Raw genomic sequence first — 26,310 nt, 5'->3', positions numbered from 1 at the left:
CTTGCGCCAGACCCGCCTCCTGCCCCCTGGCGCTTGTGGTTTCCGCGATCACGTCTTTTTTCCTGGCAAAAGCCTGCCTGGCCTCCTGCAAGGATTGAAAAAAGAGGCGATTTTTGGCAATATCACTGGCAGAAAAATGACCGTCGGGCGGAGGGAATCCCTGTTCGCGGCACTTGAGGCAGAACATCATGAAACCAATCATCTCCCTGGCGCTCGCCGCCGGTGTGCTTCTCTCAACTGCGCCCATGACACTGGCTGGCCCGATTGAATCGGCCTGCATGCGTTCGGGTCGCGAAGCAGCAAGCCGCGCCCTTTGCGGCTGCATCCAGCAGGTTGCGGATATGACCCTGAAAGGTGGCGACCAGCGCCGGGCGGCAAAATTCTTCCGCGATCCCGATCTGGCCCATACCGTGTGGATTTCGCAAAGACCGGCCGATGACGCATTCTGGGACCGCTACAAGCAGTTCGGCGCGATGGCCGAATCCTATTGCGGCGGCTGAGGCGGGTTTACCTGCTCCCACGCAATATTGCCCTTTCCGGGCTCTGTCTGCACGGGTCCTCCCCCGGTCAATGGAGCACCACAGAGCCGCGATCCGGCGCTTCCTGATCTCCTACGAGGCGGAGATCAGGAGCTAACTCGACTGCACCATAAGGCAGGCATCAGGCATAAAAGACATCTCCCTGGCGATCCGCTTTCGAGCCGGAGCCGAGTTTCGCGCCATGACAGGGTTCTGATCTGCCGCGGCATATGGAGGGGGATTCACCCTCATAAGTCGATTTGGGGGCGATGCGGGGCATGGACGAGGCGAGCGGCCGCTTCTCAGATATGCTGATCTCAAGGAATATGTTCCAGCACCTCAGCCTGCTGATGCTACCGCTGATAGGCATCTTAATGCTGCGCCTGGCCGCCAGCGCTCCCGGCGGCGATGCGATCGACGCCGGGAGCGACGAACCTGGTCCGCCCAATCCAGTGCCCAATGTCAACGACGCGCTGGTGCTGGAGCGGCTCACCGCGCCCTTGAGTGAGCGGCGGCTCTACCGCGATCCCGACCTGACGCTGGATCGCCTGTCCTGCCGTCTCGGCATCCCGGCCCGGCAGGTCTCTGGCGCGATCAACTGTCAGCTTGGCTGCAATGTGTCGCAAGCCATAAACGACTGGCGAATTCGCGAGGCAATGCGGCTTCTGCTGGAAACGGCGGCGCCTGTCACCCAAGTCATGTTCAATTTCGGCTTCCAGACCAAGTCGAATTTCAACCGGGAATTCCGCCAGGTGGCCGGCTCCGCGCCCAATGAATGGCGGCAGCAGCGCAGACAGGCGGCTAGTTGAGTTACAGACTTTGCGCGAGAAAGTTGAGGATTCCTCGTGCCAGATCGGCATGGATTTCGTCCCGCGACCGCGCACCGCCATCGCGACAGACGATGCCATAACCTGGTGTCTCCTCCTCGATCATAGCCTCCGCGCCCGGCTTGCAAACCTGCATAAAGCTGAAATGCATGGCATCGGGCACCATCCACAATTGCGCTGTGTCACGGTGTAGCTTGACAGCGAAAGTTGCACTGTTTGACAGCCAAACCTGCACCATTCGACTTTTGAAACCCGGGGCCTGAGCGCCCTTCCCGGCACGGGTTGAACGCCCTCTTAAAGCCAGGGGTACCTGCACGCCTGGGAGACCGGGTCGCAGGCAAAGGCCGCCATCGGGTCTTGGATCACATTCTACAACCATCGGCGGCCACACGCTGCCCATGGCGGGCGGCCCCCCCCGTGGGCTACTTCAACAGAATCGAAACCGACCGGCAGGCACAGGCTGTAGCTTAAATATCCCAAAACTGTCCAAGGAGCGGGGAGTAGCTCATTGTGCTCAGGTGCTTCGCCGGAATCCTCTGACTGAGATTGAGTTTCGGCATGCTTGAGATCCTGTCCCCCTGATCACTGAACGTCCGCAATGGGCTCTTCATGTCGACACTAACGGCCTGCCACCGCCACCGGGCTGGACCGTGCCAGCGGTGGCGGCAATGCGGAACGAAGCGGACGGTCGACTACATCGCACTCAATCCGATATGCCCGGCAACCATTTTGGGTATTCCAGTATTGGCGGCTATGGGCGGAAAACTGGACGTAGGAGTACCGCCAGCTATGCCCCATGTTCTCCCCGACGCTACCTCAGCAGGGGACACCAAATGTACATTCCACCGCATTTCGAAGAGGTGAGTGCCTCGTCTGTTGCCTCTGTCATGGATGAGGCACCTCTGGCGTGTGTTGTTGCCCATACGGAAGATGGGCTTATTGCGAACCACTTGCCTTTGCTTAAATCGCCCAAGGGCGAGCTCATAGGCCATGTGGCGTTGGCTAATGACATGCATCGCCTCATCACCCCACGCCTGGAGGTTCTCGCCATTTTCCGCCGCGACGATGCCTATGTGTCTCCGAACTATTACCCCACGAAGGCAAAACATCACCGTCACGTCCCCACTTGGAACTACGAAGTCGTGCACGTCTATGGCACGCTGATTTTCCAGCACGACGACCATGCTAAGCGCTCTGCTGTCGGCCTTCTCACGCGGACGCACGAGCGGCGGCTAAATGGCGAAAATGCATGGAGAATGGCGGACGCTCCTACTGATTATATGGAAAAAATGCTGGATGGAATTGTTGCTTTCAAAATGACCACAACAAGGATTCTTGCAAAATCTAAACTCAGCCAGAACAGAGAAGAGCTAGATTATATTGGAACGGTCGAGGGTCTTAGGAACGCTGGCAAGGCTGCAATGGCCGAACGCATGACGCGCCGGATATCCGAAAGCGGTTGAATGACTCAATGGGCTCAAAGCGACGGGTTGCCACCCCCTCTGGCGTCCCTTGAGGCTCTGCCGCCGGCCGGAGCCGGCAGCAGTCAGATCAGGCGCTTTCGCTGCGGGTCAGGCCCATAACTGCCTTCGCAGCCTGCGGATCGTCCCCAATCACCGCCGCGATGCGGTCAGGCACGGCGAATGGCTCCGGTAGGGCTTCCGGATCTTCCAGCGGCTGCCAGACCGCGATCATGGCCTGCGCGCGGTCGGCAGCGGCCATGTCGGTGCCCCAGGCGGGTTCGGTCAGCGGCGATACCGCATTCATCAGATAGACGCCCGCGACAAGGCCCGAGGCCACGCGGTAGCGGTTGCCGGCCGCATCCTGGTATTCGGGCGCGATGGTGAAGGTATGTTCATCCTCAGGCCCGTAACCAGTGGCGCGCGAAAACTGCCCGGCATCGGCGAGATGCGCGACCGGGCAAGCGATGGTGATGCGGATCTCAGACATAGAGCCCTCCCCAATAGCTGCGGATCTGCGTTTCTTCGGCGGCGGTAAACGCCCCCTGGCGCAGGATCACCTGGGCCTGACGCTCGGCGCGCAGCAGGTTGATCGGCGTGGTTCCGTCTGAAACTACGGTGGTGATGGTCACGCCGCCCAGCACATCGACATAAGCGAGGCCATAGGTGTCGGCCGGAAGCGGTGGCGCGTTCAGGCTGTCGCCGCCGTCATTCCACAGGTGCCAGATGTAGGGCTTACCGGCTTCGGTAATATCGTTGACGGTTGTGACACGCTGGTATGGAGACTTCAGGGAACCCTCCTCAAGCTGCGGCATAGAGATAGCGAATGTAGAGGAGCTGTCAGAGGCGCCGTAATTACCAATATAGATCACTCGGGCGCCTGGCTCCGAGCCGCCACTTACAGCCGTGGTGAATTTGGCGGTCAACTCATGCCATCCGTCGCCTAGTGCGACAATCTCGCCGACAGCGCCAGCGCTAGTCTGCAAGATAGTGCCTGTGAGCATGTCGAACCTGACAGCGGCGGTCCCGGATCCTAGCGTCTGTTCAAGGGCAATAATGTTGCCTATCGAACTGGGCGGAGCCGCAGATATCAGTTTTGCGCGGATGCTCCTCACATAGGGGGTTCCTCGTAGGAGATTATCTCCTCCCGGAGGTCTGAGGAAAGTCGACCGCCCTGCGATATTGGTAAACAGGTATGCCAGTTCGCCTTCCCAAGGAGAGGCAATGGGGCCATCCTGGGTGGGGGTGTCCTGTATCTCCCACCCAGCGGCACTCGTCATAATATCGGTTTGCTGGTACAGGTTCCGCCGCCCGCCCTTCGGATGGCGCCCAGTATCGGGCGTTACAGCGCTGTGGCCTGTCGAAACGCTGGGCAGGTCACGATAGCCGGTGGAAAACGCATCGACATGGGGCGCAGGAACGTTCTCGTCGAAATCGCCGGCCGCGATATTAAAGGCCCGCGCCCACATCGCGCAGGCGTCGATGAATTCCCGCGTCATCTCCCGGCTGTAGGAGATATACATCATGTCCATGCCGCCGGCCGTGCGCTGGCGCGCGGCGCGCAGCGCGGCATAGGAGGCAAGGCCCCAAGTGAGGCCGACGCGCCGTCTCCTTTCGATGAAGAGCGCCGAGCAATCGCGGACCGAATTCAGCATGCCGACTGCTTTGACCTGGTAGGGCAGCAAAACCTTGGGGAGTCCCACGCTTTTAACCACGCCGTCCATGGCGTCGGTCGCATCGCGGCGTAGCGGTCATCGACCACGAGCTGGTCAATCCGGATCCAGTCCAGAACGGGAGCCGCCTGATCTGTCGGTGTCAGAGCGGGTTGTCCACCGACATCGATGGCACGGGAATGGGCGACAGCGGCATCAGACATCCTGATTCCTCACCTTTTCGAGAAAGTCGGGCCGAAAACCACTCCAGACCTGGTCACCCGCTTTGACCACGGGCAGGCTGCGATGGCTCTGGGCGAGCAACCGGGCGGCGGCCGCGATGTCGTCATCCAGATCGACATAGGAGAACTGCAGGCCAAGAGCCTCCGCCTTCCTGACCGTGGCCCCGCACTGGGGGCAGTTATGGCGACTGTAAATGGTGATTGAAGCCGCCATTACGACATTCCCAGGCGGGTCTTGTAAACCTCGAGGATGGCAGCCGAACGCGCTGACCGCACTGATCAGGGGTCGCTTGGGAGGCCTGAGCCATCACCTATGCAGACAAGGTCCGCGCCGAGGTCGCTGCCGCTATGGTGTCCCAGTGCGCTGCCCGGTCCGGATCATCCCTCCCGGAGTGATCGCGAAAGTCCATGGCCCCCGGGCGCCTGCCGGATCTGTGCGGCGGGGTTGCCAGTTCTCCGCAAAAAGATCGCAGGAAGATAGTTGAGATGCGGGATGGCGGCGCGAGCTTCCGGCAGATCGGCCGGCCTCTCAATCGCAACACCAGCCTTGTTTACAGCGTGGCCGGGTGCCCATAACCTCTGCGTTCTCCCAACCCCGGCGCCGGTTGGGGTAGGTCTCAGAATGGCAAGCGAACTGTGCCTTGCTGTTCCAATGAGGTCCTGTTCGCTCCACGCCGCATTGCGGGATGGATTGGAAAATTTTCGGCAATTATCGTTATATTAAAAACACTTAAATAGTTACATTGGCGGAGGGTAGTGTCTGCCTCCGCCAATTCCGTCATGGTCCGCCAAAGTATTTTGCCCCTTATTCCATTGGCTCAATCCGTATTGCTATGTTCCGGGATGTTCCGCTAACGTTCACGGGAAGCCCGCGCCGAGTGGGGGAAGTGATGCCGGAATGAAAGGTTAGGTTACCTGTTTTGCGAAGACCTGCGAAAACTCTCACAGCCAAGCACGTCCAGACCGTCACCAAGCCCGGAAAGTACTTCGACGGCCACGGCCTATTCCTGCGCGTTGAACCGTCAGGAGGCAAGTTCTGGATCCAGAGGATAGTCATAAACGGTAAGCGTTGCGAGTTGGGAATGGGCAGCGTCGATTTTGTCACCCTCGCCGAGGCCAGAATTGCCGCCTACGAAAATCGCAAGCTGGCGCGGGCCGGCGGTGACCCGCTCCAGAACCGACGCACCCGGCAGGAAATCCTCACGTTCGAAGAGGAGGCACGAAGCATCCACGAAATGCTTGCGCCGACCTGGAAGAACAAGAAGCACTCTGATCAGTTCCTCAGCACGCTGGAGACCTATGTTTTCCCGAGCATCGGCCGCACTAAGGTTTCCGAGGTGACCAGTGCTGATGTCTTGGAGATCCTGCGGCCGATCTGGGTCGCTAAGGCCGAGACCGCGTCACGCATCCGTCAGAGAATCAGCAAGGTGATGAAATCGGCCATCGCGAAGGGGTGGCGCAAGGATAACCCTGCAATCGGCCTGACCGATGCCTTGCCTAAGCAGACAGAACCTCGGCAGCGCCGTCGCGCCCTGCCCTACAATGAGGTCGCCGGACTGATTGCGACGGTCCACCAGTCCAAGGCGGGCCTTTCCACCCGTCTTTGTCTGGAGTTCCTGATCCTAACCTGCACCCGGTCGCTCGAGGCCCGCGGCGCCCGCTGGCAGGAAATCGACTTCGAGACCGGGGCTTGGAATGTGCCGGCAGACCGAATGAAGATGAAGCGCCCTCACCGTGTGCCCCTATCAAAGCGCGCGATTGTGCTGCTCCGCGAGGCCGAGGGCATGGATGAGGATCTGGTTTTCCCCGGGACCATTAGGGCGAAGATGCTGTCCGATATGACGCTGTCCAAGCTGGTCAAGGAGCTTGGATTTCCCGTCGATGTTCACGGCTTCCGTACCAGCTTTAGAACATGGACACAGGAGCAGACGAGCTTTCCGAACGAGGTGGCCGAACACGCGCTCGCGCATACTGTCGGTGATGATGTCGAGCGCGCCTATGCCCGCTCCGATCTGTTCGAAAAGCGGCGCAAGATGATGGAAGCATGGGCGGGCTATCTGGATCAGAAGCCTGCGAAAGTTATTGGAAGGATCGGCTGATGGATCTAGAGAAACCCTGCCGATCAATTATCATTCGGGATGTTACTGTTAGCGTCCATGCTCCTGAGGATGAAGACCTTCCATTGATAATGGTTTGCGGTGGCAAGCCAACTGAATCAGTTTGGAAAGTTTCAGTAGAGATGCAAGAGGGTACGCTGCACCCTGCTATCCTTACTAATTTTTTTCTATCTAAGGATGAGGCTGAACAATTTTCTTCTCAATTTCTCATTAACGATGTTTACGAGGTTGGTGATGACCTCGGCATGTACCGATTGAGCTGGATCCGAAAGGCAATTAACGGCAGATTTTCCAATGGCTTCCTTAGATCAGCGGTTTTCCAACGTGGCGACCCAATATCGACGCTGCCGGGGGCTGTTCTGGAAAAATTTGGACTTTACGACCCAGACGAGAACGAAATTGGCCCTGCTGTTAGGTATTTCATCGGAGACATTAGGTTGAAGGAACTCGCGGCGCGCTTCGCATCGCGATGGACTCACGCGGCAATATTCGAATACTGCTGGATGAATTTTCACCATTCATCCCCAGCCTTCATTGCATCCGCAATCCACTACCACCAACATTTATCCAACGATGATTTTTCTGCAGGTTATCTCTTGCGAGATCTGGAAAATATCCTTGAAGGTGTCGAAATTGATATCATTAAGGCACGAAAATTGAAAAGCGCGGCCAGTGCCGGGGGGAAGGCCAAGGCAAGCGCTCGGCGCTCGGAGAAGGAAGAAATCATCACTGAGATGCGCAGACTGGTCGATGGAGGCATGAGCGTTGCTCGCGCAGCAGAGATACTTGCCAGTCGCGGTCTTGGAGCGACCAGAAGCTCCAACAGTAAAACTTGGTACAGGCATATTTCTGAGACACCGCCAGGCACTGTCTCAGATTAAGATGGGACAGTGCGGGCCACTGTCCCAGTTTGTTTCGCTAGGTCGTGTTGACAAAAGGGGTTCCGCTGGCGGTCGCCCTATGATTCAAGCTCCTCTCTACTTGGGAGATGGGCTTGGCGCGCAACCTGATATCCGACGATGAGTGGGCCTTCTTCGAGGGCTTCATTCGTGGCGTCCGACACCCGAATGGGCGGAAACCTGCGGATCATCGTATTGTTCTGAATGGTATTTTCTGGATCGCAAGAACCGGCGCGCCTTGGCGCGACCTGCCTGAAGAGTTCGGTAAATGGTCCTCAGTCTACCGCCAGTTCCGCCGCTGGACGCTCGCAGGGCTATGGGAGGACATCCTGGACGCGCTGAACCACGCTGGGATCGCGCCAGACAAGCTCCAGATGGTTGATAGCACTGTGATCCGCGCCCATCATCATGCGGCGGGCGCAAAAGGGGGACTGCTGACAAGAGGCTCTTGGCCGTTCGAGAGGTGGCTTCTCGACCAAGATCCACCTGCGGGTCAACGGCGCAGGCCTCCCGATGAGGACCGAGATCACGCCAGGGCAGGATTCCGACTACACCGGCTACGATCTGGTGATGGCCGACAATCTGCCACAGCCCGCCGTTCTGGTCGCCGACAGGGGCTATGACTCTGATAAAATTCGGGAAGACATCGAGAGCCGCAACGCCCTGCCCATGATCCCCATGCGAAAGAACCGCAAGGTGCGCAAGGCTGTCGACATGACCATCTATACCCTGCGCAACATGGTCGAGCGCTGCTTCAACAAGCTGAAAAACAGCCGTCGGCTGGCAACCCGCTACGACAAAACCGCCGAAAGCTTCCTCGGCTTCGTCGACGTCGCCTGCATCAGGCTTTGGCTCCGCCATTTGTCAACACGACCTAGACATCGCAGTAGAAGTGTGGATAGTCTAACAAATTCAGTTTTCATCAGCCTGTGCTATAGCGAGAGGTTTGTGATGCGTTTGTTACTTTCAATTATTTTCAGCTTATTTGCGATGCCTGGTTTCGCTCAGAGCTGTTCGGCATCCAATGATGTTGGTGATCAGTGTTCCATTAGTTGTGCCACCGGTCAGGCTGCACAATGCCGTAATGGCAGCGGAGCCTCTGCTCCAGTTTGTGAGTGTGTGTCATCGTTGCTTAGCGAGCCTGATGCGACGGCGCAGAGCGAGGGGGCGAGTATCCATAAAGCTAATGGAAATGCCGCCATCCCGTCAGAGCCAAGGGTTCACGTTAATGTAGCTTCATCGCTTTCGAAAGAATTGTCCTCTCTTAAAGATTTTGATATTTCTCAGTCTTGTCGAAGCGAGGTGGTAGGTGAGCGGTGCGAACCTGATATGACACCTTGCTCAGATGTTACCAAAAATATCGGCCCTGCGGTGTGGCTTTTTGCGTGTGCACCGCGGCAAACTATATGCGCACTGGTTTATGGACAGGTGTGTTATCCGGTTTTAGGTAAATTAACAATTGGGGGTCCATTGATTGTCGTAAGTGGACCGTCAGTGTCGATTGAGGAGCCAAACTGGGAAGGTATTCCTGCGAAAATCATGGGGATGCGGGAGGTATATACAAATTGCACCCCTCGTGATCAAACATTTACTTATACTCACTCGGAAAGATGGATAACCGGAGCACGGGAGACAAAGGGACGATCCTTGACAGTCGGTCGTGAGGAAAATGTGACTGTTAAAACCGGCGCTAAATATGAGGCTTACGGCTTCGGCGTAAATGGTGAGGTGCAATACGGTATAAAATGGTCAAGTTCCAGTAGCTCTTCTTCAGGTGAGGAATTTAATCATCAAAGTGAGGTATCTGATACAAGATCGATGCCAGTCGAAGTGCCTCAGATGTCCAGGTTGATCATTGAACATTATTGGTCTCAACGGGTGGTGCCATTCAGGTACAAGGGAAGTATTGTAGTGGATGCACCATTGTCTTCAAATCTCTCTGGTAAATCGCTAGCTTCTCAGGTTCTGCCGGAGGCCGCGCGGACCTTCAGTTTTTCCGGCGTCATTAGCGACTCGTTGATTATAGAAGGTAACACGTTTGTGGCCTCCACAGAGCTTTCGAATGAATTTTGCTCTGTGCCGAGGAAAGGGGTGGTTCGAGAAACGTTCGATTCATTGGATAAGTCAGTGAGAAACAATGCAGTTTTGGCAGGATATTCTATTCTCCCTCTGCAGTAAGTGACACATATAATATCATAGGTTTTCAGTTAAATTAGCTGAAGTTGAAGCTGAAACTGATTACCACAATGCCCGGCCATTGCGCCGGGCTTTTTCACATCCAAAATGGAGATCTACATGAGCAAGATCGCTCTGGTGATCGGGCATAACGCCCGGTCGCAGGGGGCTGTCCGCGTGACGGACAAGCGTACCGAATATGACATCAACAGCGACCTCGCGGTGGCGATCCGGGATCTGGACCCGGCGCGCTACGTGATCGTGCGCCGCACCCATGGCGCCAGCGAGATCGGCCGCGCCTATGCCGAGGTTGACAGGCTGGGCGTCTCTGCCTCAGTCGAGCTGCATTTCAACAGCGCGGAGGCCGCCAGCGCCACCGGAACCGAAACCCTGACCAGCGGCACCACCAACAGCGCTCGCCTCGCGCGCGGCGTCCAGGCCGGCATGGTCCGCGCTCTCGGCCTGCGGGATCGCGGCGTGAAGGTGATCGCCCGCAACGGTCGCGGCGGGGCCGAGCGCTCGCGAGTTGGCCGAAGCCGCCAGCTACCTGCGCCACGCCCTGCACCTGATCAAATCGGGGGTGGCAGCATGATTGCGGATCGTCAAATCTTCGCGGGCCTTGTTCCTGATGAGCGCGCCAATGATTTCGCCTATACGGTTGCCGCCCTGATCAGGACTGCCCGGATCGCGCTGGAGAGCAGCGATACCGGCGGTACCAGCGAGGCCGTGAAGCTCGGTAGCATCGCCCTGACACTTGAGGTCGCGGAGGAAATGCAAGCCGTAGTGATAGACGGCACCGAGGAGCATGAACGCGCGCGGGGCATGGGCTTCTGGACGAAGGAGGCTGGCCATGAAGCGGCGTGACCTCCTGACTCTCGCCCCTGCCGCCCTGGCTGGCTGCGCAGTTCCCGCCAGAGCCTGCACCCTGCGCCTCGATGAAACGCTGGTCGCCACCGCCTATCGGGAATGGGCCGCTTTCCGTGCCTATATCAACGGACCCGCGACCGAAGGGATGAAAAACACAGAGTTTAATCCGCTGGTCGAAGAACTGGACGGGATGGGGCTGGTTCTGCTGACCATCCCGGCCGAGAGCGCCGCCGACTTCATCATGAAGGTGATTGCCTCGACTGATTGGGGGCAAGGCGGGATGCCTGACATCACGGAACTCCCGGAGCTCTGGGCCGAGGCCCGCGCACTTGTGGGGGTGTCGCAATGAGCCAGGTCCTCGACGCACTTGATGAACTTACTCGTGCCCGCGATCTGGTCCAGCTTCTCGAGATGACCACCCGGCACGATCCCGATGACGACCGCAAGGCTCTGGCTTCGGGCTGTGAGGCCGCGCTGATCCGGCTGAATGCTGGACTGGCTCTCCTGAAACCCGCCGCAGAGGGGGCGAGTGAGTAATATGGAAGATTTCAAGTTTCGCGCCGCCCGCCTCTGCACTCCGCATGAAAACCTCTGCGCCGCAATCGGGCTGATCCAGACGCAGATCCTTGCGAACGAAAAGAGGTTGAACCCGGAAGTGATGTTCGGCCTAAGCCATTTCAAAACAGTGCTCTTGAAATGGCAGTCTCTTTACTGGTCGCCATGACCGGGGAGGCAGAGGAACTTCCCTGGGACGACGAGGACAATGTTCCTGCTACAGCGGCAGGCCGCGCCTCCTATGCTGCCGGGGTTCTGGAGGTCGAAGCGCCGCAGTCCCTGCTGGCCCCCGATGGCGGTCCATCTTCCGAGATCATGGACTTCTGCCAGAAGACCGGCGTGAGCCTCGACTTCATTTTCTGCGGCGATGTGAAGGGTATGCTCCGGGCTGCATATCGCCGGGAAAAGGGCGCGGCAACGGCATGACCTATTCCGACAAGGTTCGGGCCGAAATCGCCGCCCGCTATGGTGTCCCGGTGCGCTGTCAGGTGAAGATTATCCCGCCCGGGATGATCGCGGAGGCCTATGACCCATGGGCGCCCGCCGGATCTGTGCGGCGGGGGCGTCAGCTCACCGCGAAAGATCGCCGGAAGATAGTCGAGATGCGGGACGGTGGCGCGAGCTTCCGGCAGATCGGCAGGTATCTCAATCGCAGCACAAGCCTCGTTTATAGCGTGGCCGGGTGCCCGTGACCCCTGCCCTGCCCCGGCATCGGTCGGGGCAGACCCGATCACAAAAAGGTGACAGTTATTCCGCTGTATTCCGGGAAGTTCCTTCGCCAAGTGGGGGAATGAACGGCGGAACAGGATCACTACAACCCGGATAAACTAAATAATATCAAATACTTAATTCATTTAATTGGCGGAGGGGAGTGGGAGTCGAACCCACCCGGGACAGTCTCGCTGCCCCAACCGGTTTTGAAGACCGACCGCCCCACCGGAGACGATTCCCTTCCCTCACGGATCAAAACTAGTGACGCGGCGCTGGCGGCGCAAGCACGGAGCCGCCAGGCGGGCGCGCGCTCGTGGCGGATGCTGAGGCTATGACCGTGACAATTCATCACCTGGCCTGATCCGCGTTAACACTTTTTTTTCGAAAGCATGTGCAGATTGACGGGATATTGGTCCGAGCCGTCCTTCTGTGACGCGGATCGGTCTGGTGGTGCAGAGGATGTTCCTCGTCTGACAACAGGAAGCGGCCGGAATCCTACAGGACATCTGTAAAAACAGAGGTCGGAAGTTGGGGACGGGCAAAAGCCGGCAGACAGACAGGAAGAGGGATGTAAGGGGTTACGGATGAACGCAGATATGGAACTCCGGGTCGCGGCCGTACCTGAAGCCTGGCGGGCAGCCGGGGTGCTTTTTGCCACAATCTTCCTGGCAACCCTTTTCGGGATCTACAGTCGACCGGTCGGCTTTCTCGCCAGTATCTGGCCGGCCAATGCAATCATGCTTGGACTGATGCTGCGCAATCCGGTCATGGCGCAGGCGCCCGGCTGGATGGCGGGCTTCGCCGGGTTCATGATCGGTGACCTGCTGACTGGCGCGGGTCTCGAAAAGGCCCTGATCCTCAATATCGCCAATATCATCAGTATCTCGACCGCCTATGCCATACTGACCCGTCTGCCGGCCGAGATCAGCGAGTTGCGACAGCCGGTTTCAATGCTGTGGATCGTGCTGGCCTCGCTTGCAGGCGGATTTGCCTCAGGCCTGTTGGGGGGGATCGCCGGCATAAAGTACTGGGGCGGCGATGCGCTCAGCGGGATCGTCTACTGGACGGCGGGTGAGTTCGTCACCTACATCGCCTTTCTCCCTGTGATCCTCTCTGCGCCGCCGTTGGTGCAGATCAGGAAATACTGGTACCGGCTCGATCTCATAGACAGAAGCGACCTTGTTCCCGCCATGATGGTTGTCCTGACCTTCATCGCCTCGCTGTTGATCGGTGGCCCCGGTGCAGTGGCCTTCCCTGTCCTTGCGCTCCTCTGGTGCGGCCTGACCTGGTCTGTCTTTGCAACCGCTGTGCTAACGCTGGTCTTCGGGGTCATGGCACTTGGGGTGATTGCCAGCGGGATGGTTCCCTATCTCGACGGGTTCCCCGACAAGGCCGCGCTGTCTTCGTTCCGCCTTGGCGCCTCGGCGATTGCACTGGTGCCGATCACCCTCGCCATCGTGATGCGCAGCCGCAACGAACTGACCGAGCGGCTGCGCTATCTGGCCAGTCATGATGCGCTGACCGGCGTGACCAATCGGGCGGCCTTCCACGAACAGGCCTCGAGACGGCTTGCCGCAGCCGATCTCAGCACCGCGATGCTGATGATAGATCTCGATCACTTCAAGTCCGTAAATGACACCTGGGGCCATGCAGCCGGTGACGAGGTCCTGCGTGAGACTGCGCGGCGGGTTGTCCGGATGCTGCGCCCGGCTGATCTGTTTGCGCGGGTGGGTGGCGAGGAATTCGTGGTGATGATCAATGGTGTTACGCTTGAGCAGGCGCAATCAGTGGCCGAGCGCCTGCTGACCGTTGTCTCCGAACAACCGGTACGGGTTGGCGACGGGTCGATCCTGATTGCGGTCACCACCAGCATCGGTCTTGCCGTCGCGCGGCCTGACGGCGCAACCTCGCCGGACGCCCTGATGCAGCAGGCGGATCATGCGCTCTATCAGGCGAAACATGGGGGACGTAACCGGGTGGTCACGGTCGGGGTGTCCGGAAAATAGCCTCCCACATAAAGACCCTTATTCCTTGCCGGCGCGCTGCCCATCTTCAGGGCGTCCCTTTGACGAATGCTGAGCAGAGTTGACCGGGAGCTTTGCGGTCAAAGCCGATATTGCCGCTTTGGCCAGTCAGGACGCTGCCGAGGCAGATGCCTGTGGCTTTACCCCGAAGGTCGAGATCACCGAAGATCTCCAGGCGGTGTTCCGAAACTGGCGGAGCAGCTGTGGCGAAGGCCCCAGGACAGCTTCAGGCACCTGGATCGCTGATCGACCCTCCCCCTGAAAACACCGCCTGTTCCTGCGACAGGCGGCGCTTTTCATTGCCGCCAAAAGGTCAGCTGCGCCGGTCTGATGACAACTTTTCACCGCGCGTTCAGAATCATTGCCCATAAATAAAGTATCACTTAACACTTGTGCAGTGGGACATCTGGAACTGCTATCCCACACCCCAGCCCGGGCATTTGGGCGGAGATTCTCGTGTCACAGCTCAGCGATGCAATCACTGCAGAAACCTCGGACCAGCAGCGGCTGCTGGCAGAGCGTCTGCGCCGGTTGCGCAAGGCCAGCGGCCTCTCGCTGCGCCAGCTCGCCGATGCAACGGGGACGTCGGCCAGTTTTCTCAGCCAGCTTGAACGCGGCCTGACCGGTGCCAGCACCTCAACGCTGATCCGCATCGCCAATGCTTTCGGCTGTTCGATCGCCGAGCTTTTCGCCTTCACCGACAGCGCGCAGAACCCGGTATTGCGCCGCAAGGATCGCCCCACCCTGCCCGAGATGAGCGGGCATCGCAAAATGCTGCTCTCGCGCCGGCCGCTGACCCAGTTCGAGGCCTATGTCTCGGAATTCGAGCCGGGCGGCTCGACCGGCGACGAGGCCTATAGCCACGGCGATTCACATGAGATGATCCTCGTTCTGGCCGGCAAGGTGCAGATCGACCTCGGCCCGCAAAGCTACCAGCTCGATGAGGGCGACAGCATCGAATTCCAGAGCTCGGTCCCCCACCGCGTCGCCAATACGGGCACCGGGCCGGCCTCGGTCCTCTTCGTGACCTCACCGCCCACCTCGACCACCGGCTATCTCGACACGTTCCGCGCCGGCCGCAGCGAAAGATCCGGCGAAGACCGGATCCAGATAAAATATGATTAAACAAAATCTTACACTCAGGGAGCAACCGCAATGAAGCTGAAAAACCTCACCGGCCTGTCGCTGATCCTCGGCCTTGGCCTTTCCCTTCAGGCGCAGGCCGATACCCCCGTCGCAGGCGAAACCGCCGAGGGCTCGCTTGCCGGCAAGACACTGACCTTCGTGTCATATGGCGGCACTTTCCAGGACGGCCAGATCGCCGCCCTTGACCAGTTCGTGGCGCAATCCGGGGTCACGCTCCTGTCGGACGGCCCCACCGAAAACGCAAAGATCCAGGCCCAGGTCGAATCCGGCAATGTGATGTGGGATGTGGTCGATACCGGCGACTACACCCCCTTTGTCCATTGTGGCACCCTGTTCCAGAAGCTTGACTTCTCGAAGCTCGACATTTCGAAAGTGCCGGAAGGCCAGGTCGGGGAATGCTCGGTTCCCGCGATGAACTATGCGATCATGTTCCTCTACAACAAAGACAAATGGCCCGAGAACGGCCCGGCTTCCTGGGCGGATTTCTTTGATACCGAGAAATTCCCCGGCACCCGCGGCATTCCCGGCTATTCCGATGCCGAAGGCTATATGATCGAGCTCGCGCTTCTGAATGACGGCGTGGCAAAGGCTGATCTTTTCCCGGCAGATATCGACCGGGGCCTGAACAAATGGCGGTCGATGCGCGACAGCCTCGTGTTGTGGACCACCGGCGCGGAAAGCGCGCAGATGATGGAATCGGGCGAGGTTGATATGGTCATGGTCTGGTCCGGCCGTGGCAAGGCCGCGCTGGAAAATGGTGCGAACTATGAGCCGGTCTGGCAGGACTGGGTCGTCGTGAAGGATCAGATCACCATCCCGGTCGGCGTCAAGGATGTCGACGCCGCCCATGCGCTGATCAATGCCTATCTCGGCGCCGAAGCCCAAAGCAAAATGGCCGAAGAGACCTCCTATTCGCCGATCAATATCGACTCGAAGCCGCAGGTCGATGAACTGACCGCTTCTTTCATGACCAATACGCCCGAAAAACAGGCGATGGCCTATAACCAGAATGTGCAATACTGGGTCGATAACTACGATGTTCTCAGCGAGAAATGGGCTGAATTCATCGCAGGCAACTAAGCCCAACCGAACCCCGCGCGCCTGAGCCTGCGCGGTCATGCTGCGGCGACCCCTGCCAGGGTCGCCGCAGCTCCCTACCGGCACCTGCGCGCTGACGCGGCAGCCGGCCCCGAAGAGACGTCACGAGCCCCGTCAGAGGATCCATGTCAGTGCCCGACCCAAGCGCCCTCTCGCCCCGCAGGATCCTGTCGCATCCCGCTTTGCTGACGCTGCCTGCGCTGGCGATCCTGATCCTTGTCATGGCGGTGCCGCTTGGCACCGTGATCAGCCGCAGCTTTACCGAGGGCGATGCGTTTCTCGACAATTACTACTGGTTTTTCAACACGCCGGTGAACATGACCGTGCTGATCCGGACCTTCCGCATCGCTGCCGTGGTGACGCTGGTCTGCGCGATCGTGGCCTATCCCTATGCCTATGCGATGTCGGTCGTGGGCCCGCGCCTGCGGCTCTTTCTGATCATGTGCGTGCTGGTGCCGTTCTGGGTTTCGGGCGTGGTGCGCACACTGGCCTGGGTGATCTTGCTGCAAGACAGCGGTGTCATCAACAAGACGCTGCTTGCGCTTGGGTTTGACAAGGTCAAGCTGATCCGCACCCAGCTGGGCGTCACCATCGGCATGACCCAGATCCTGCTGCCCTTCATGATCATGCCGCTCTATGCTGTGATGCGCGGCATCGACCTGCGGCTGATCCAGGCGGCAAAAAGCCTGGGCGCCCATCCGGTCAAGACCTTCTTCCAGGTCTATCTGCCGCTTTCGCTGCCGGGTGTCTTCGCCGGCGCCACCATCGTCTTCATCCTCGCGCTTGGCTTCTACATCACGCCGATGCTGCTTGGCGGCACGCAAAGCTCGATGCTCTCGACCCTTGTGCAGCAACAGGTGCTGTCGCTGCTGAACTGGGGACGGGGCGGCGCGATGGGGGTTGTGCTTCTGATCGCGACCTTCGGCTTCCTCGCCCTTGCCGCCCCCTTCATGCGGCAGAAATACAAGATGAGCGGAGGCAGCCGGTGAAACGCTTCAATCCTGGCAAGCTTATCCTCGGGCTGACGGTTGCGCTGATTGCAATCTGGCTGCTCGCGCCAACCATTGTCGTGGTGCCGATGTCTTTCGCCGATAAGAAATCGCTGGCCTTCCCGCCAAGTGGGTTCTCGCTGAAATGGTACGAGAATTTCTTCACCAACCCGCAATGGTTCAACAGTTTCACCACCTCGCTGAAGGTTGCGGTGATGGTATCGGTTGTGGCGACCGTGATCGGTACCATGGCCGCCATCGGGATCGAGCGGATGAAGTCCCGTGCCGCCGGCCTGATCCGGATGCTGCTGATCACGCCGATGGTGGTGCCGGGCGTCGTCCTCGCAGTGGGCGTTTACGCAGTCTATCTGACCCAGGGCCTTGTCGGGACCTGGACCGGCTATGTGCTGGCCCATACGCTGCTGGCGATCCCCTTCGTGGTGATCGCGGTTGGCGCGAACCTTGCGGTCTTTGACCAGCGGCTTGAAACCGCCGCCGCCAGCCTCGGCGCCAACAGGCTGACCACGTTTTTCACCGTGACCCTGCCGCTGATCCGCCCCGGCATCCTGTCCGGCGCGCTTTTCGCCTTTGTCACCTCGTTTGACGAAGTCATCGTGTCGCTGTTCATCACCAGCCCGCAGCTGAAAACCCTGCCGGTGCAGATCTTCTCATCGATGACCCGCGACGCCGATCCGACCGTCGCAGCCGTCGGCTCGCTGATCTTCCTGACCACCACGCTCGTCATCGGACTGGGCCTTATCTTCGGAACCCGTAAAGGGCGCAAATCATGACCAATGAACAAACCGGCAGCCGCAAGGGCGCGGCCATCGACATCCAGGCCTGTTCGAAATTCTACGGCAATTTCACAGCACTGGATGATGTGTCGCTCAGGGTCGAGCCGGGCGAGTTCATGTCTTTTCTCGGGCCGTCCGGATCGGGCAAGACCACGACGCTGAACCTGATCGCCGGGTTCACCGATCTGAGCCGGGGCGAGATCCGGCTGGGCGAGCGCCCGATCAGCAATGTCCCCGCGCATAAGCGCAATATCGGGGTGGTGTTCCAGCATTACGCGCTGTTCCCGCATATGACGGTGGCGAAGAACGTGGCCTACCCTTTGCGTCAGCGCGGTGTGGCTAAAGCCGAGCGTGACCGCCTGGTTGATGGCGCACTCGCCAAGGTGCATCTTGAGAAATTCGCGCATCGCTACCCGTCCGAACTTTCCGGCGGCCAGCAGCAGCGCGTCGCGCTGGCACGGGCGATGGTCTTTGACCCTTCGGTCCTCCTGATGGACGAACCCCTTGGTGCGCTTGACAAAAAGCTGCGTGAAGTCTTGCAGCTGGAAATCCGGCGCATCCATCGCGAGCTCGGATCGACCTTCGTCTATGTGACCCATGACCAGGAAGAGGCGCTGGTTCTGTCCGACCGCATCGCGGTCTTCAACAAAGGCCGGATCGAACAGGTCGGGACCGGGCATCAGCTCTATTCTGACCCGCAGACCCTGTTTGTCGGCCAGTTCATCGGCGAAAGCTCGATCCTGCGCGGCGGCCACTGGGTGAATGGCGCGGAAACCGCGCTGGATGTCGGCGGAACCACCATTTCGACCCCCGGCATCCCGAAATCTGACGGCGTGCAGGTCATTCTGCTGCGCCCCGAAGATGTCGCCGTCCAGGCCCCCGGCACGGGTGCGGCCAACGGGCGCGCCAATGTGATTCAGGGCACGGTGCGCGAGGCGATCTATCTGGGATCGGCAATGAAATATGAAGTTCTCCTCGCGGACGGCACGCCCATCGTGGCGCGCACCGCCACGCAAGGCGAGGCTTTCGGGATCGGGGCCGGGATCGAGCTGGCCTGGAAGCCGGAAGATGGCAGGCTTCTGACCGATGACGGCTCGGTAGGCGGACATTAGGTCCTGGGCCACTAACAGGTGATGAACATGCAAGCTAAGAAAAACGGCGGCGTCTCGTTCTGGTATGAGAATATCGGCGGCACGCCCGGCTACCGCCCGCCGCTGCCCGGCAATATCGAAGTCGATATCTGCATCGTCGGCGCGGGCTATACCGGGCTCTGGACTGCCTATTACCTGACCGAGATCGAACCTTCGCTCAGGATCGCGATCGTGGAAAAGGAATTCGCGGGCTTTGGCGGTTCGGGGCGCAATGGCGGCTGGTGCTCGGGCGAGTTCAGCTGGAGCCGCAACAAATACCTCTCGACCGGCACCCGCGAAGGCGTGATCGAATTCGAGCGTCAGCTGCGCGGCACCGTGGCCGAGGTGGAACGGGTGACGCAAAAGGAAGGCATCGATTGCGACTTCCTGATGACCGATTGCCTGACCTTCGCCCAGACCCCCGCGCAATGGGAACGCCTGCAGGAAGATTACGCGACGGCGATGTCGTGGTCTGTGCCTGCGACACGGCTGGAGCTGATCGACGGCCCTGAGGCCGCCGCGCGCATCCGGGTGCCGAATGCAAAAGGCGCGCTGGTGCGCCATAATGTGGCGCGGGTGCAGCCTGCGAAACTGGTGCGCGGGCTGGCCGAAGCGGTCGAGCGGCGCGGCGTCAGGATCTATGAACAGACTGCCGTGACCAGCATCGAAAAGGGGCGCGTGGTCACCAGTCGCGGCACGGTCAAAGCCAAACGCATCGTGCGCGCGACCGAAGGGTTCACCCATGGCATCAAGGGCCAGGAGCGCGAATGGCTGCCGCTGAATTCGGCGCAGATCGTGACCCAGCCCCTGCCCGACGCACTTTGGGATGAGATCGGCTGGGAGAAGTTCCAGCTCCTCGCCGATGCCAGCCACGCCTATTGCTATTCGCAACGCACCGCCGACAACCGCATCGCTATGGGCGGGCGCGGTGTGCCCTATCGCTTCGGGTCAAAAACCGATGTGAACGGCCAGACCCAGCCCGCAACCGTCGAGGCGCTGATCGAGATCCTCTACCGGATGCTGCCACAGACAAAGGGCCTGTCGATCGATCACGCCTGGTGTGGTGTGCTGGGCGTGCCGCGCGACTGGTGCACGACCGCCGGCATGGACGCGAATACCGGCATGGCCTGGGCCGGCGGCTATGTGGGCCTCGGCGTCTCGACCTCGAATTTCTCGGGGCAGACGCTCGCGGATCTGGTCCTTGACCGCAATACCGAACGCACCAGCCTGCCCTGGGTCAACCGCCGTCCGAAAAAATGGGAAATCGAACCCTTCCGCTGGCTCGGTGTCCACGGAATGTACTGGTTGTATCACCTGGCCGACCGCCAGGAAGCCCGCTCGGGCGGGACCAAAAGCTCGCCCCTCGCCAAGTTCGCCAATAAACTGACCGGTCGTTAAGGCCGCAGGAGACAGCTATGATTGATCTTTCCGTTTTCACTGCCCTTTCAGGGATCGACCTCGGCCAGCTGAAAGACAAGCCGACCACCCTGAATCCTGGCCAGCAAGAGGCCGCGCATTCGCTCTGGACCTCACCCGATGGTGTGCTGGAGATCGGGCTTTGGGAATGCACGCCGGGCCAGTTCACCGCTGACCGCTCAGCTGCCGCCGAATTCTGCTACTTTCTGGAAGGCAGGATCGTGATGACCCATCTCGACGGCACGAAGAAGACCCTCGGGCCGGGGGATGCGATCATGCTGCCGAAAGGCTGGAAAGGCACCTGGGAGATCCAGGAACATACCCGCAAAATCTTTGTCTTTTTCGAAGGCTGATACGACAAAGCGACCAGATCCCTGACCGGAAGAGTAAGGGGGGGGCGATCACTCGCCTCCCCTTATTTCACGGCCTGGCGGGGCCGCGAAATGGGGTCAGTCTTCTTCATCCCCATGTTTTTCACCGCGCATCAGCGGACGCAAGGAATCGCCGCGATGGTCCTGGAAGGGCGCAAGCATGGCACGGACTTCGTCCTGCGTCGGCAGTTCTGGGCGGAAATCAACAGGCAGATAGCCCAGATCCCTGAGCCGGTCGAACAACGCCACGAAATCAACCTCGCCGACTGAACGGAAATCGGCCCGTTTTGCATCTCCCGCCACCCAGTCATTGACGATCACATTGATAACATCGGGCGTCAGACCAGCGAAATTGCGAAATTGCAGGTCGTAATCGGGGGCGTTGAGGATCAGGGCGGAGGAGCGGCGCAGGATCATCCCCACCCGTCCCCCCTTTTGCATCACATAGGCAGCCAGATGCAGCGCCGATCCGTCCAGAGCCACAATCATCTTCGCGGCCTTATACCGCGCGACCTGCACTTCGAGCGGATGGCGCTCGGGGTGGAAGATCTCGAACCCGGCGCGGGCAAGGTTTTCCTCAATCACCGTTTCACCGAGGATCCCGCCCTTGTTCGCTCGCAACTGTGCCCGCGAGACGTAGAGCTTTTCGCCGCCCTCAGCCACCGCCGCCGCGCTCAGGCGACTTTGCATGAAATCACGATATGCGGGCGAGCCGGCATAGCGTTCAAGCCAGCCGAACCCAAGCTCGGGAACGATCAGCCGCTCCACCCGCAGCACCTCGCCAAAGGTGCGCACGGGAAGGTCAATGCCAAGAAGCCGGAAGAACGGCGCGTGCCCCCTGATCACCTTTTCAATCGCCTCCACATCGCCGCGATAGGGCAGATAGAGGATGCTTTCGGGCGTCTCGCCCAGATGGTCCAGCGCCCAGAGCCGCGCGGTGGATTCCACAAGGAAATGCCCGAAATGGCCGCGGAAATGGCCGCCATAAAGATGCGTGCCCGGCAGATCGCGAATCTCGTCCTGATCTGACAACACCGGCGCCGGAGTGGATTTTCGCGCCCGGATCCAGGCTTCAGAGAGGTCGCACCAGCTTCCGTCGGCATGCAGCACACCCGAAGCCAACGGCGTATCATGTTCGCGCTCGGGCAGGATCAGCGCGTTGGACAGCATCCGGATCTCGCCGGTAAAGGGCGGACGCAGATCGGGATGAGAGACGTTCAGGCTTGTATCACTGCCGTTCTTCCAGGCCCGGAGCCTGCGCGCGGCCGTCTTTTTCTCGCGACGGGCCCGGCGTTCCTCGCGGCTTTCCGCCGGCTCGCCCCGGGCGATGCGTTCCAGCTTCCAGGCCAGTTTGCGCAGATCGCGCCGTTCCGGGTGGATTGCGAACAGCCGGCGGGCGGCACGCGCCGTCAGCGCAGCATGGCCAAGCGCCTCGCCCTTGCGCAAAAGCGCGTTCTGCCAGGCGTCGATCTCGCGCCGTTGCCGCATATGACGGTTCACCGCAGTGCGGTCCATCTCGCCCAGCACCAGCCCGGCAATCAGATCATTCAACATCTCGGACTGGCGGAATTCACGCAACATGCGATGGCCCGCGAAATTGAAATGGACCCGTTCGATATTGTCGCCCTTAAGCCGGTTGGCATGCAGCCGGTCGGTGCGGTTGAACGGGTCATAGATCAGCCAGATCCGCGCCGCCGGCGCCAGCGAGTCCGCTGCATCGCGCAAAGGCAGATCCTGCCAGTCGCAGTGGCGGGTCGGGCCGGGATAGCGGTCTTCAAACGGGGCAAGATCAGGGGCGAGTGTCGACTGCGGTGAAAAGGCCACCACCTCGACGCCGGGCACCAGCGCTGACAATGCCAGCGCGGCAAAGGCGCCCATCGACGTTCCGATAAACACAACCCTGCGGAAACGCCTGAAAAAACCAGCCTCATGCAGCTGGGTGAGCAGCTTTTGTGCATCGGCATTGCGATACCAGTCGCGCTCACCCGCCAAAAGGCCCAGGATCGGGACATTGATCTTCAGCGCACGGCCCAACAGCCAGGGTTGATGCGGTTCATGCGCATGGATTGACGTCACGTTGTCGAATGTGACCATCAGCACATCGGAATGACCACCGGGCGCGGCCTCGTTATACCAGGCATCAACGCGCCCGCCTTGCAGAAAGAAACTGCCACCCGCCATAGCCGCCGCAATCGAAGGCGCCGGGTCAGGACGCGGCAGAAAGGCCGCGCGGGCACGCTTTTTCGCAGGTTTGCGCTTTACCACCGCCCCGGCCGGACCGCTTTCGTCCAGCTTGTCCGGATCACCCTTGTCTGTCAGGTCCATCTCAGCAGTCATCAACGTTCAGCCCCGGCGCCAGACATGAACGCGCGATGCACTGTGATCCTCGTCAAAGCTCAGCCCGGCAGCACGCAAATGCTTGCGGCATTCCTGCATTCCTTCGCGGCCGTATATAGCCTTATGCATTTCAAGAACGATGGTATTCACCGCCGAAAGATCGGCATGGCGCAGGAAATCCAGCTCGCCCCCCTCGATATCCATCATGATCGTGTCATGGGGGTATTCTTTGGTCAGATCACTGTAGCGCAGCACCGGCACCTCGACCGCGCGGGTCTTTTTGCCCGGCAGTTCCGTCAGCGAAGAGCCGAGGAAATTCCCCGCCACGTTGAAGGTGACTGTCCCCGGCGCATCGGGCGCGCTCAAGACCACGGCATGGCGCACCGAGATCAGATCCTGCAACCCGTTATGCGCGTAAAGACGGTTGATATGGGGCAGCAGGCCCGGATTGGCCTCGATGGACAGGATCGAAACCGGCGCACAGTTCTTTGCCAGAACCCCACCGACAACCCCTGCCCCCGCCCCCAACTCAAGGATCCGTGCACCTTTCGGGATCACCGCGAGACCACATTCGATTTCCTGGCGCTCATAACAGTGGTTGTTCATCGCCTCGATCATACTCGGCCCGAAAATGGGCGCATCGGGCACTTCGACACCGTGACAGGTTGCGACGATGGTAAGGGTTGCCTCGGTCATTCTTTCACTGCCCGTGTTCTTGTTACTGCACTCTGCCCGATGTTACGGCCAAGACTATGGCGGCAGTTGGGCGCAATCCATACGAAACCTGGCGATTGTTCTGCAATCCGGCAAAGCCCGTTCGTAAGACAGGTCGAAATTTCTCAGCTTTCCCGCCTTACCGCTGCCCGGAATGTCAGGCTAAACAGGCTCAGACTGCAGGAGAGCTATGATGAGCGAGGCAAAAACCGGGACCGGTCCGGAGGCAAAAGGCGGCAAGGGTCCGGCGAAAAAAACTGCAGCAAAGCCCGCTGCGGGCAGGGCGCAACCGGGCAGGACCCGGGCCGCCAAAGCCGCCCCCGCCCCGGACGCGCGTCCGGGCCTGCCCCGGGGCGCCTCGGAAATATTCGCGACCGTCCCCTTCGCATTGAAGCGCCATGCCAGCCCGCATGGCCAGGTCACCGCCGTCTCGATGATGAAGGATGAGGGGCCCTATGTGATCGAATGGGTGGCGCATCACCTTGCCGTCGGCTTCTCGGATCTGGTCGTCTATACCAATGATTGTTCCGACGGCACCGATGACATGCTGATCCGCCTGGAGGAACTCGGGCTTGCCCATCACCGCCGGAATGACATTCCCGAAGGCATCCGCCCGCAGCCCTCGGCGCTGAATTATGCCCAGGACGAGCCGGTTGTGGGCCTTTCCGACTGGGTGATGGTGTTTGATGCCGATGAATTTCTCTCGATCCGCTACGGGGATGGCACGCTGGATGATCTGATCGCCGCCGCCAAAGCCCAGGACGCCAACGGGATCGTGGTGACCTGGCGCATCTTCGGCTCGGGCGGCGTGGTCGACTGGTCCACCGCCCCTGTATCCGAGCAATATCTGCTGGCCGCGCCGCAGGACTGGAATAAGGGCTGGGGGGTCAAGACGCTTTTCAAGTTCGATCCGGAAAACTGGAAGCTTGGCATCCATCGCCCAAAGATGAAGACAAAAGCCATCAAGGCCGGATTCGCCGATGAGGTGAAGTGGCTGAATGGCTCGGGCCGCGAGATGGAGGATTATTTCAAGTTCCGCGGCTGGCGTTCGATCACCAGGACGGTCGGTTATGACTGGGTGCAGCTCAATCATTATGCGGTGAAATCGGTCGACTCTTACGCGATCCGCAAGCTGCGCGGCAATGTTAACAATAAGAAAGATAAGTATAATTCCGATTACTGGTCGCTCCAGGACCGCAATGAGGTCAGGGATGACACCATGCTGCGCTACACGGCGCGGCGCGATGAGATCATCCTCGAATTGCTGAAAGATCCGGTGCTGGCGCAACTGCACGACGCGGCGCTGGCACGCGTCGATCAGCGGCTGGCGGAGATCCGGGGGACTGAGACCTATGCCGCCCTGGTCGCCGATCTGGCGCGTGCGGGCCAGGTGCCGATCCAGGAAATCGTCGCCAAACCGCCCCAGGCGCGCGACCCGGAAAAGATCGCCGCGCTGATGAGCGATATCGAAAAGACGCGCAACGAGGCGGCCCGTGAAAAGCGCAGATCCGCGCCGCGCGAGGCGGTTGAGGCGCTGCCTTCGGGCGCGTATCTCAGCCAGCCGCGCGCCAATCCGGGTTATGCGGGGGATTGGGTGGCGAACCATGGCGTGCTGCTGCCGCTTGATCCTGGTGTATTTTCGCCCCCCGGCCTAGCGCTGATCGCAAAAGGGAAATTCGATCGCGGCCTTGCCAGGCGCCTGCCGCAACTCCTTCCCAGAGACGCGAGAGTGACAGAGATCGGCGCCGGGATCGGGTTTCTCGCCGCGCATCTCGCGGCCCTGCGCCCCGATCTGCATCTGAGCGTGAGCGAGGGTGAGCCGGAGCTGCGCCGTGTGCTGGATCTGGTCTGGGCGCAAAACGGGCGCCGCCAGGGGGAAAGGCTGTGCCTCCTGGAAGATGGCCCCCTGACTGAGATGATCACCAGGACCGCACCGGAGGCGCTTTTGCTCGCCGATCCGCGCATAACGCCCGATGGCCTCGCCGATATTCTCGCCCGCGTCAGCCCGGCACAGATCTTTCTCTATGGCCGTCTGATCGAAGCTGGCCGCGACCGGCTTGAGGAATATGCCAGGGTGATGGAGGCCGGCTATATCGCCGCCCCCGGCTTTGATGCCGGGCTGACAATGTTCCGCATCGCGAAAAACCCGGCCGGCGGCCCCCCTGTCCCAGTCTGAGAAGGAAAATCACCTTCCCGCCACCATTGCGCCACAGGAAAACCCTCGCCGCGTGATGTGGATCGGGAATAATCCAGCCAGGATCCGGGCAG

At 60.0% G+C, this 26,310-nt stretch carries 28 protein-coding genes, 1 tRNA gene and 1 pseudogene; 23 read left to right on the top strand and 7 right to left on the bottom strand.

From position 1 onward, the window contains the following. The first annotated feature begins 188 nt into the window (after positions 1-188). Together BLW25_RS02920 and BLW25_RS02915 are read left to right on the top strand one after the other, a co-directional pair. Positions 189-500, top strand: a complete 312-nt coding sequence (locus BLW25_RS02920) for a hypothetical protein (RefSeq protein WP_249496807.1) — start codon at positions 189-191, stop codon at positions 498-500. A 296-nt stretch (positions 501-796) separates the two neighbouring features. Further along, entirely contained in the window at positions 797-1,327 is a 531-nt protein-coding gene (locus BLW25_RS02915) for a helix-turn-helix domain-containing protein (RefSeq protein ID WP_216279322.1), read from the top strand. A 1-nt stretch (position 1,328) separates the two neighbouring features. Here BLW25_RS02915 and BLW25_RS24620 read toward each other — a convergent pair whose 3' ends face one another. Further along, positions 1,329-1,511: a hypothetical protein gene (locus BLW25_RS24620; RefSeq protein ID WP_216279321.1), complete on the bottom strand. Its 183-nt coding sequence runs from the start codon at positions 1,509-1,511 to the stop codon at positions 1,329-1,331. A gap of 144 nt (positions 1,512-1,655) precedes the next feature. On the opposite strand from BLW25_RS24620, the gene BLW25_RS02905 reads away from it, so the two are divergent. Continuing rightward, on the top strand, positions 1,656-1,811 hold the full coding sequence (locus tag BLW25_RS02905; protein ID WP_092901408.1) for an integrase core domain-containing protein: 156 nt from the start codon (positions 1,656-1,658) through the stop codon (positions 1,809-1,811). 367 nt (positions 1,812-2,178) lie between these two features. After that, positions 2,179-2,808, top strand: coding sequence for an FMN-binding negative transcriptional regulator (locus tag BLW25_RS02900; protein ID WP_092896154.1), 630 nt, complete (start codon positions 2,179-2,181; stop codon positions 2,806-2,808). 88 nt (positions 2,809-2,896) lie between these two features. On the opposite strand, the gene BLW25_RS02895 is transcribed toward BLW25_RS02900, so the two are convergent. From BLW25_RS02895 to BLW25_RS02885, 3 genes are all read right to left on the bottom strand, one after another. After that, positions 2,897-3,295 carry a hypothetical protein gene (locus BLW25_RS02895; protein WP_092896152.1) on the bottom strand — a complete coding sequence of 133 codons (399 nt, stop codon included), beginning with the start codon at positions 3,293-3,295 and terminating at the stop codon, positions 2,897-2,899. Next, a complete protein-coding gene (locus tag BLW25_RS24615) occupies positions 3,288-4,529 on the bottom strand; it encodes a phage head spike fiber domain-containing protein (RefSeq protein WP_216279320.1) in 1,242 nt (413 codons plus the stop codon). Before BLW25_RS24615 ends, BLW25_RS02895 begins: the two co-directional genes overlap by 8 nt. Before the next feature lie 144 nt (positions 4,530-4,673). Beyond that, positions 4,674-4,913, bottom strand: coding sequence for a glutaredoxin domain-containing protein (locus BLW25_RS02885; protein WP_092896150.1), 240 nt, complete (start codon positions 4,911-4,913; stop codon positions 4,674-4,676). 706 nt (positions 4,914-5,619) lie between these two features. On the opposite strand from BLW25_RS02885, the gene BLW25_RS02880 reads away from it, so the two are divergent. From BLW25_RS02880 to BLW25_RS02840, 9 genes and pseudogenes are all read left to right on the top strand, one after another. Then, positions 5,620-6,798: a tyrosine-type recombinase/integrase gene (locus BLW25_RS02880; RefSeq protein WP_092896148.1), complete on the top strand. Its 1,179-nt coding sequence runs from the start codon at positions 5,620-5,622 to the stop codon at positions 6,796-6,798. Continuing rightward, positions 6,798-7,697 carry a hypothetical protein gene (locus BLW25_RS02875; protein ID WP_143040426.1) on the top strand — a complete coding sequence of 300 codons (900 nt, stop codon included), beginning with the start codon at positions 6,798-6,800 and terminating at the stop codon, positions 7,695-7,697. The genes BLW25_RS02880 and BLW25_RS02875 overlap by 1 nt, the downstream gene beginning before the upstream one ends. A gap of 107 nt (positions 7,698-7,804) precedes the next feature. Then, positions 7,805-8,585, top strand: a pseudogene (locus BLW25_RS02870) (IS5 family transposase); the annotation flags it as partial. Between the two features lie 1,425 nt (positions 8,586-10,010). Beyond that, positions 10,011-10,754: an N-acetylmuramoyl-L-alanine amidase gene (locus BLW25_RS02865; protein ID WP_171909461.1), complete on the top strand. Its 744-nt coding sequence runs from the start codon at positions 10,011-10,013 to the stop codon at positions 10,752-10,754. After that, complete coding sequence (locus BLW25_RS02860) at positions 10,741-11,106, top strand: hypothetical protein (protein ID WP_092896142.1); 366 nt, start codon at positions 10,741-10,743, stop codon at positions 11,104-11,106. The genes BLW25_RS02865 and BLW25_RS02860 overlap by 14 nt, the downstream gene beginning before the upstream one ends. After that, entirely contained in the window at positions 11,103-11,294 is a 192-nt protein-coding gene (locus BLW25_RS02855) for a hypothetical protein (protein ID WP_092896140.1), read from the top strand. The genes BLW25_RS02860 and BLW25_RS02855 overlap by 4 nt, the downstream gene beginning before the upstream one ends. Before the next feature lies 1 nt (position 11,295). Continuing rightward, positions 11,296-11,481 (top strand): hypothetical protein, encoded by a 186-nt coding sequence (locus BLW25_RS24220; protein WP_092896138.1) that lies wholly within the window; start codon positions 11,296-11,298, stop codon positions 11,479-11,481. Beyond that, the gene (locus BLW25_RS02845; protein ID WP_143040425.1) at positions 11,454-11,738 is read left to right on the top strand and encodes a hypothetical protein; all 285 of its coding nucleotides are present in this window, start codon (positions 11,454-11,456) and stop codon (positions 11,736-11,738) included. The genes BLW25_RS24220 and BLW25_RS02845 overlap by 28 nt, the downstream gene beginning before the upstream one ends. Continuing rightward, positions 11,735-12,004 carry a helix-turn-helix domain-containing protein gene (locus BLW25_RS02840; RefSeq protein ID WP_092896134.1) on the top strand — a complete coding sequence of 90 codons (270 nt, stop codon included), beginning with the start codon at positions 11,735-11,737 and terminating at the stop codon, positions 12,002-12,004. The genes BLW25_RS02845 and BLW25_RS02840 overlap by 4 nt, the downstream gene beginning before the upstream one ends. A gap of 167 nt (positions 12,005-12,171) precedes the next feature. On the opposite strand, the gene BLW25_RS24215 is transcribed toward BLW25_RS02840, so the two are convergent. Next, a tRNA-Sec gene (locus tag BLW25_RS24215) sits at positions 12,172-12,267 on the bottom strand. 340 nt (positions 12,268-12,607) lie between these two features. On the opposite strand from BLW25_RS24215, the gene BLW25_RS02835 reads away from it, so the two are divergent. From BLW25_RS02835 to BLW25_RS02795, 9 genes are all read left to right on the top strand, one after another. Continuing rightward, positions 12,608-14,029, top strand: coding sequence for a GGDEF domain-containing protein (locus BLW25_RS02835; RefSeq protein WP_092896132.1), 1,422 nt, complete (start codon positions 12,608-12,610; stop codon positions 14,027-14,029). A gap of 79 nt (positions 14,030-14,108) precedes the next feature. Then, on the top strand, positions 14,109-14,309 hold the full coding sequence (locus tag BLW25_RS25300) for a DUF6778 family protein (RefSeq protein ID WP_092896131.1): 201 nt from the start codon (positions 14,109-14,111) through the stop codon (positions 14,307-14,309). Positions 14,310-14,503: 194 nt separating this feature from the next. After that, the gene (locus BLW25_RS02825; RefSeq protein ID WP_092896129.1) at positions 14,504-15,172 is read left to right on the top strand and encodes a helix-turn-helix domain-containing protein; all 669 of its coding nucleotides are present in this window, start codon (positions 14,504-14,506) and stop codon (positions 15,170-15,172) included. Between the two features lie 30 nt (positions 15,173-15,202). Further along, positions 15,203-16,273, top strand: coding sequence for an extracellular solute-binding protein (locus tag BLW25_RS02820; protein ID WP_092896127.1), 1,071 nt, complete (start codon positions 15,203-15,205; stop codon positions 16,271-16,273). Positions 16,274-16,416: 143 nt separating this feature from the next. After that, positions 16,417-17,280, top strand: coding sequence for an ABC transporter permease (locus BLW25_RS02815; RefSeq protein ID WP_092896125.1), 864 nt, complete (start codon positions 16,417-16,419; stop codon positions 17,278-17,280). Continuing rightward, the gene (locus tag BLW25_RS02810; protein ID WP_092896123.1) at positions 17,277-18,071 is read left to right on the top strand and encodes an ABC transporter permease; all 795 of its coding nucleotides are present in this window, start codon (positions 17,277-17,279) and stop codon (positions 18,069-18,071) included. The genes BLW25_RS02815 and BLW25_RS02810 overlap by 4 nt, the downstream gene beginning before the upstream one ends. After that, a complete protein-coding gene (locus BLW25_RS02805; protein ID WP_092896121.1) occupies positions 18,068-19,186 on the top strand; it encodes an ABC transporter ATP-binding protein in 1,119 nt (372 codons plus the stop codon). The genes BLW25_RS02810 and BLW25_RS02805 overlap by 4 nt, the downstream gene beginning before the upstream one ends. Positions 19,187-19,213: 27 nt before the next feature. Next, complete coding sequence (locus tag BLW25_RS02800) at positions 19,214-20,602, top strand: NAD(P)/FAD-dependent oxidoreductase (RefSeq protein ID WP_092901405.1); 1,389 nt, start codon at positions 19,214-19,216, stop codon at positions 20,600-20,602. 17 nt (positions 20,603-20,619) lie between these two features. Next, positions 20,620-20,973, top strand: coding sequence for a cupin domain-containing protein (locus BLW25_RS02795; RefSeq protein ID WP_092896119.1), 354 nt, complete (start codon positions 20,620-20,622; stop codon positions 20,971-20,973). 96 nt (positions 20,974-21,069) lie between these two features. Here the strand turns inward: BLW25_RS02795 and BLW25_RS02790 are convergent, their stop codons facing one another. Together BLW25_RS02790 and BLW25_RS02785 are read right to left on the bottom strand one after the other, a co-directional pair. Then, entirely contained in the window at positions 21,070-23,316 is a 2,247-nt protein-coding gene (locus tag BLW25_RS02790) for a glycosyltransferase family 61 protein (protein WP_171909460.1), read from the bottom strand. 18 nt (positions 23,317-23,334) lie between these two features. Further along, positions 23,335-24,024: an FkbM family methyltransferase gene (locus BLW25_RS02785; protein ID WP_092896115.1), complete on the bottom strand. Its 690-nt coding sequence runs from the start codon at positions 24,022-24,024 to the stop codon at positions 23,335-23,337. A gap of 211 nt (positions 24,025-24,235) precedes the next feature. Here BLW25_RS02785 and BLW25_RS02780 point away from each other — a divergent pair, with 211 nt between their 5' ends. Next, the gene (locus BLW25_RS02780) at positions 24,236-26,218 is read left to right on the top strand and encodes a glycosyltransferase family 2 protein (protein WP_253188185.1); all 1,983 of its coding nucleotides are present in this window, start codon (positions 24,236-24,238) and stop codon (positions 26,216-26,218) included. Positions 26,219-26,310 lie beyond the last annotated feature (92 nt).

The sequence above is a fragment of the Rhodobacter sp. 24-YEA-8 genome, from assembly GCF_900105075.1.
GTDB lineage: Bacteria > Pseudomonadota > Alphaproteobacteria > Rhodobacterales > Rhodobacteraceae > Pseudogemmobacter.
This window is presented reverse-complemented; position numbering and strand designations above follow the sequence as displayed.

Coding starts and splice junctions, on each gene's coding strand:
- BLW25_RS02875 (WP_143040426.1), top strand. CDS start 6,798: ATGGATCTAGAGAAACCCTGCCGATCAATTATCATTCGGGATGTTACT.
- BLW25_RS02915 (WP_216279322.1), top strand. CDS start 797: ATGGACGAGGCGAGCGGCCGCTTCTCAGATATGCTGATCTCAAGGAAT.
- BLW25_RS02800 (WP_092901405.1), top strand. CDS start 19,214: ATGCAAGCTAAGAAAAACGGCGGCGTCTCGTTCTGGTATGAGAATATC.
- BLW25_RS02835 (WP_092896132.1), top strand. CDS start 12,608: ATGAACGCAGATATGGAACTCCGGGTCGCGGCCGTACCTGAAGCCTGG.
- BLW25_RS02790 (WP_171909460.1), bottom strand. CDS start 23,316: ATGGACCTGACAGACAAGGGTGATCCGGACAAGCTGGACGAAAGCGGT.
- BLW25_RS02820 (WP_092896127.1), top strand. CDS start 15,203: ATGAAGCTGAAAAACCTCACCGGCCTGTCGCTGATCCTCGGCCTTGGC.
- BLW25_RS02805 (WP_092896121.1), top strand. CDS start 18,068: ATGACCAATGAACAAACCGGCAGCCGCAAGGGCGCGGCCATCGACATC.
- BLW25_RS02885 (WP_092896150.1), bottom strand. CDS start 4,913: ATGGCGGCTTCAATCACCATTTACAGTCGCCATAACTGCCCCCAGTGC.
- BLW25_RS02780 (WP_253188185.1), top strand. CDS start 24,236: ATGAGCGAGGCAAAAACCGGGACCGGTCCGGAGGCAAAAGGCGGCAAG.
- BLW25_RS02795 (WP_092896119.1), top strand. CDS start 20,620: ATGATTGATCTTTCCGTTTTCACTGCCCTTTCAGGGATCGACCTCGGC.
- BLW25_RS02895 (WP_092896152.1), bottom strand. CDS start 3,295: ATGTCTGAGATCCGCATCACCATCGCTTGCCCGGTCGCGCATCTCGCC.
- BLW25_RS24220 (WP_092896138.1), top strand. CDS start 11,296: ATGGAAGATTTCAAGTTTCGCGCCGCCCGCCTCTGCACTCCGCATGAA.
- BLW25_RS02860 (WP_092896142.1), top strand. CDS start 10,741: ATGAAGCGGCGTGACCTCCTGACTCTCGCCCCTGCCGCCCTGGCTGGC.
- BLW25_RS24620 (WP_216279321.1), bottom strand. CDS start 1,511: ATGGTGCCCGATGCCATGCATTTCAGCTTTATGCAGGTTTGCAAGCCG.
- BLW25_RS02900 (WP_092896154.1), top strand. CDS start 2,179: ATGTACATTCCACCGCATTTCGAAGAGGTGAGTGCCTCGTCTGTTGCC.
- BLW25_RS02845 (WP_143040425.1), top strand. CDS start 11,454: ATGGCAGTCTCTTTACTGGTCGCCATGACCGGGGAGGCAGAGGAACTT.
- BLW25_RS02855 (WP_092896140.1), top strand. CDS start 11,103: ATGAGCCAGGTCCTCGACGCACTTGATGAACTTACTCGTGCCCGCGAT.
- BLW25_RS02920 (WP_249496807.1), top strand. CDS start 189: ATGAAACCAATCATCTCCCTGGCGCTCGCCGCCGGTGTGCTTCTCTCA.
- BLW25_RS24615 (WP_216279320.1), bottom strand. CDS start 4,529: ATGGACGGCGTGGTTAAAAGCGTGGGACTCCCCAAGGTTTTGCTGCCC.
- BLW25_RS02815 (WP_092896125.1), top strand. CDS start 16,417: ATGTCAGTGCCCGACCCAAGCGCCCTCTCGCCCCGCAGGATCCTGTCG.
- BLW25_RS02865 (WP_171909461.1), top strand. CDS start 10,011: ATGAGCAAGATCGCTCTGGTGATCGGGCATAACGCCCGGTCGCAGGGG.
- BLW25_RS02785 (WP_092896115.1), bottom strand. CDS start 24,024: ATGACCGAGGCAACCCTTACCATCGTCGCAACCTGTCACGGTGTCGAA.
- BLW25_RS02840 (WP_092896134.1), top strand. CDS start 11,735: ATGACCTATTCCGACAAGGTTCGGGCCGAAATCGCCGCCCGCTATGGT.